This is a genomic window from Paenarthrobacter sp. PH39-S1 (assembly GCF_030063245.1).
In the GTDB taxonomy this organism is placed as follows: Bacteria; Actinomycetota; Actinomycetes; order Actinomycetales; family Micrococcaceae; genus Arthrobacter_M.
Window position 1 is genome coordinate 1 of the sequence record NZ_JASISR010000104.1, and the last position, 1,249, is coordinate 1,249.

The window sequence follows — 1,249 nt, forward strand, 5'->3', positions numbered from 1 at the left end:
GCAGTTTCACGACCGCGGTGTCGTTGGGGAAATGCCCGCGGTTCTTGATGATTTTACGCAGCTGGTAATTCAGCGACTCGATCGCGTTGGTCGTGTAAATGATGCGGCGTACTGCTGCGGGGAAGGCCAGGAACGGGATGAAGCGTTCCCAGGCCCGTTCCCACACATTCACCGCTGCCGGGTACTTGTGGCCCAGGAGCGAGTCGGCGAAGGCCGCCAGTTCCAGTTGGGCGGCGTCAGCGGTGGGGGCGGTGTAGATGGGGCGCATCGCCGCGGCGACCTTCTTGCGGTCGGTGTAGGAGATAAATCGCATGGCGGCCCGGATCAGGTGCACCACACAGGTTTGCACCGTGGTTCGGGGCCAGGTCGCCTCGATGGCCTCGGGAAAGCCGGTGAGTCCGTCGCAGCATACGATCAGCACGTCTTTTACGCCCCGGTTGGCGAGCTCTGCGCAGACGCCGGCCCAGAATTTCGCGCCCTCGGCCGCCTGGACCCAGATCCCCAGAACGTGCTTGATGCCGTCCAGGTCAACGCCGACGGCGATGTAGGCGGAACGGTTCATCACGTGGTGGCCGTCAAGGACCTTCACCACCAGGGCATCGAGGTAGATGATCGGGTAGATCTCCTCCAACGGCCTGTTCTGCCACTTTTGGACCTCGTCCAGGACGGCATCGGTGATGTTGGAGATCGTCTCGTGGGAAAGGTCCGTGCCCAGCGTCCTGGCCAAATGGTGCTGGATGTCCCGGACCGTCATCCCGCCGGCGTAGAGGGAAATGATCATCTCATCCAGCCCGCCGATCCGCCGGGCGCCCTTGGGCACCAGCGCCGGCTGGAAGGATCCGTCCCGGTCCCGCGGCGTCGCCAACACGATGTCACCGATCTCCGAGGCCACCGTCTTAGGCGTAGACCCGTTGCGGGCATTGCCCGGCGAGGCGGGCGACCGCTCGCCCTTCCCGTAGCCCAAATGGCCGACCATTTCGGCCTGCAAACCACGTTCGAGCACCGCCTTGATCATCTCCGGCAAGAATCCTCCCTCGCCAGTGAGCTGCAGCGTTCCATGGTCAATGCGGGACATCAAATCATCAAACAACCCGGCGTCAACCATCTCGTTGACCACCGACCGGGCAGACTCAGGCTCCGGCCCAGGCCCCCCAAACGAAGCCCCCTGCTGCTCGTGTCCTTCGGTAACCGTCATGGCAATTCCTCATCTCCAACAGGAACCTTAATACACAGTTAAGTAGACACCCCC

General features: G+C 62.9%; 1 protein-coding gene. It reads right to left on the reverse strand.

What is annotated here, in order from left to right; genetic code table 11:
* Nucleotides 1-1,105: IS256 family transposase (locus QMG52_RS21690; protein WP_283562472.1), on the reverse strand; the 1,105-nt coding region annotated here is incomplete at its 3' end.
* Between the last annotated feature and the right edge of the window lie 144 nt (nucleotides 1,106-1,249).